Annotated in this window: 3 protein-coding genes; 2 read left to right on the forward strand and 1 reads right to left on the reverse strand. The window is 62.1% G+C overall.

Going from position 1 to position 3,392, the window contains the following annotated elements; translation table 11 throughout:
- Together ACIREA_RS29030 and ACIREA_RS29035 are read left to right on the forward strand one after the other, a co-directional pair.
- Positions 1 to 1,584: FtsK/SpoIIIE domain-containing protein (locus ACIREA_RS29030; protein WP_397385813.1), on the forward strand; the 1,584-nt coding region annotated here is incomplete at its 5' end.
- Between the two features lie 177 nt (positions 1,585 to 1,761).
- The gene (locus ACIREA_RS29035) at positions 1,762 to 2,898 is read left to right on the forward strand and encodes a transposase (protein WP_397385814.1); all 1,137 of its coding nucleotides are present in this window, start codon (positions 1,762 to 1,764) and stop codon (positions 2,896 to 2,898) included.
- A gap of 23 nt (positions 2,899 to 2,921) precedes the next feature.
- On the opposite strand, the gene ACIREA_RS29040 is transcribed toward ACIREA_RS29035, so the two are convergent.
- Positions 2,922 to 3,392, reverse strand: a 471-nt coding sequence (locus ACIREA_RS29040; RefSeq protein ID WP_397385815.1) for an Hpt domain-containing protein, incomplete at its 5' end; no start/stop codon positions are given.

Consider the following 3,392-nt stretch of genomic DNA (forward strand, 5'->3'; position numbering starts at 1 on the left):
GCCCTCCTCGCAGGTAAAACCGGTTCCGGTAAATCGACCCTGCTGCACATCATCATCACCAATCTCGCGCTCTCCTGCAGCCCGGATGAGGTCGAATTCTACCTCATCGACTTCAAGAAAGGCGTCGAGTTCAAGTGCTACGCGGACAACAAACTGCCGCACGCCAAAGTCATCGCCATTGAGAGCGATCGCGAATTCGCCCTGAGCGTGCTGCAACGCATCGACGAAGAACTCCGCCGTCGCGGCGAACTCTTCCGCAAAGCCGGCGCGCAGGATCTCGCCGGTTACAAGCGCGTCGGCGGCACCGAGCCCATGCCGCGCGCCATGCTCATTATTGACGAGTTCCAGGAATACTTCACCGAAGACGACGCCGTCGCCCAGGGCGCCGCGCTGTTGCTCGACCGCATCGTGCGTCAGGGCCGTGCCTTCGGCATCCATGTCTTCCTCGGTTCCCAGACCCTCGGCGGTGCCTACACCCTCGCCCGCACCACCCTCGGCCAGATGGTCATTCGCATCGCCTTGCAGTGCAACGAGGCCGACGCCGCCCTCATCATGGACGACACCAACACCGCGCCGCGCCTCCTCTCACGTCCCGGCGAAGGCATCTACAATGACGCCGCCGGTGCCGTGGAAGGGAACAGCCCCTTCCAGGTCGTCTGGCTCACCGATGAAGAGCGGGATGCCAACCTCGTCAAAATCACCCAGCTCTCCAAGGAGCGCGGCTTCAGCAACAAGCGCCCCATCGTCTTCGAAGGCAACATGCCCGCCGACGTGCGCGACAACGCCCTGCTCACCACCGCCCTGGAACATCCGCCCGTCAAAGCCCCAGCCGATCCCAAATGCTGGCTCGGCATGCCCAACGCCATCAAAGGCCCCACGGAAGCCATGTTCCCACGCCAGAGCGGCCGCCATCTGCTCCTCGTCGGTCAGAACGACGAAGCCGTCGCCGCCATCATCGGCCTCGGCATGCTCGCGCTCGCCGCGCAGCATCCCCGCGCCACCCCGCCCAAGTTCTACCTCATTCACGGAGCACTCGCGGACTCACCCGACTGCGTATTCCTCGAAAGCATCGCCCAGGGCCACGCCAAGATTTCGCAGGGGCATGAAGCCCCCGAATTCATCGCCGAAATCCATGCCGAAATGAAGCGCCGCAGCGATGAAGGCAGCGCCGGAGATCCCCCCATCTACCTCTTCATCCACGGCCTGCAAAAGTTCCGCAAGCTGCGCTACGAAGAAGACTTCTCCTTCGGCGGCGACGACGCCCCCAAGCCCGGCAGCCAGCTCAACGAGATCATCTCCGAAGGCCCGCCCCTCGGCATCCATCTCATCACCAGCCTCGACACCCTCAACAACGTCAACCGCTCCCTCAGCCGCAAGTCCGTCAGCGAGCTCGGCATGCGCGTCCTCTTCCAGATGAGCGCCAACGACTCCGCCAGCCTCATTGACTCCCCCAAAGCCAGCATGCTCGGCCTCCATCGCGCCCTCTTCTACAGCGAACACGAATCCCGCCTCGAAACCTTCCGCCCCTTCGCCCTCCCCGACTCCGGCTGGGTGGCAGAAGCCGTGGCCCAGATCGCGAAGTAGATCCTTCGAAACGCACAGATAGGTTCCGCGCAGAGCGACACTCGACACCTGTCGCATGCCCATGCCCAGCGATCGCAAACCGCATACGAGCGCGAAGCGTCTATAAAATAATGCCAATAAAATAATGCCGGGCATTTAGTAATTGATTCCTGCAAAAAATGACCCAATTTCGGCCGCATGAAATCGACTCAGTCTGCTGATTCCCAGGCGATCCCGCTCGAAGAGCAACTCGTTGGCGTGAATGCGAAAACGGGCCTCTATCCTGGCGCGCGTTCTTGGTCCGGCGGGCGGTTCCGCATTCTGGGGAAGGGACCGCTGGAGTCGTATTGCTATCACGTCATGTCGCGGACTTGCGGTGGGGAGGTGGTCTTTGATGAAGTGGAGAAGGAGGCGCTGCGCCGCGTGATTTGGCGGATGTCGGAGTTCTCCGGGGTCAAGGTGGCGACCTACTGCATCATGGGGAATCATTTCCACCTGCTGGCCGAGGTGCCGCACCGGCAAACGTGGCTGCAGCGGTTTGAGGGGCCTGACGGCGAAACGCGGCTTTTTGATCATCTGCGCACGCTGTACAGCCGCGCCTACCTGGGCTTGTTGCGGGATGAGTTGAAGGATCTGCGCGAGAGGGGGATGGCCGTCTTAGCGGAGCAGCGAGTGGACGCATTGAAGAGGCGCTTCTGCGATCTGTCCCTCTTCGTCAAAGAAGTGAAAGAGCGCTTCAGCCGCTGGTTCAACAAACGGCGCGGCCGCCGCGGCACGCTCTGGATGGATCGCTTTAAAAGTGTCATCGTTGAGGGCAAAGGCGAAGCTCTGCGGACGATGGCTGCCTACATCGATCTCAATCCCGTGCGCGCTGGGCTCGTGAAGGACCCGAAGAACTACCGCTGGTGCGGCTACGCGGAGGCGCTGGGCGGCAGCCGCAGAGCGCAACGCGGACTCTGCAAGGCGCTGAGCAAACCGGTGGATGGTTGGAAAAGTGCGGGCGCAGCGGAGGCTTATCGTTGCCTGCTGCATGCGGAGGGTCGCGAAGTGAAGGACGCGCAAAACGAAAACGTGGTGCGGCGCGGCGTGAGCGTGGAGTCTGCACGTGCCGTTCTGGCCAAAGGCGGAAAGCTCAGCCCTGCGGAACTCGTGCACCTGCGTGTGCGCTACTTCAGCGATGGCATCGCGCTTGGGAGCAAGGCGTTCGTCGAGGGCCTGTTCATGGAGCAGCGGGAGCACTTCGGACCCAAGCGGAAACGTGGGAGCCGTCGAATGGCGGAGTCAGACGAACCCTTCTATACGCTGCGGCAGCTGCGGACACGGCCACTGAGCTGACGTAACACGCACCCACCCCCCCCTCACTCAATCTCCTTCGCAAACTCCGCCAGCGCTTCCCTCAGCCGCGCGATTTCATCCGTCACCTCCGCGAGCAGCTTGCCCGCCTGCAGCAGATTCCCATTCCGCGTGCATTGGGTTAACGCGGACACCGCATTGAAGGCCGGTGCGGCGGCGTAATTTCCCACCAGCCCTTGCAAAGAATGAGCGGCTTGATGCAGCGCTTCCGCATCCAGTTCATGGAGCGCCAGACACGCATGGCCGAGCATGGGCTGCGACTCCTCAAAGAACAGCCGGATCAGCTCCAGCATCAGCGGGCCATCGCCAATGTTGTCGCAGAAAGTGTCAGCGTCGAACACCGGCTCATGGCATGAAGCACCGAAGGGCAGGGGATCCGCCTGGGGGTTCTCGCTGAGGCTGGCAAACTTTTCCAGCAGCGGATAAAGCTGCGTCGAGTGAATGGGCTTGGCGATGTAGTCATCCATCCCCGCCGC

It is taken from the genome of Prosthecobacter sp. (genome assembly GCF_044373815.1).
Taxonomy (GTDB): Bacteria; Verrucomicrobiota; Verrucomicrobiia; order Verrucomicrobiales; family Verrucomicrobiaceae; genus Prosthecobacter.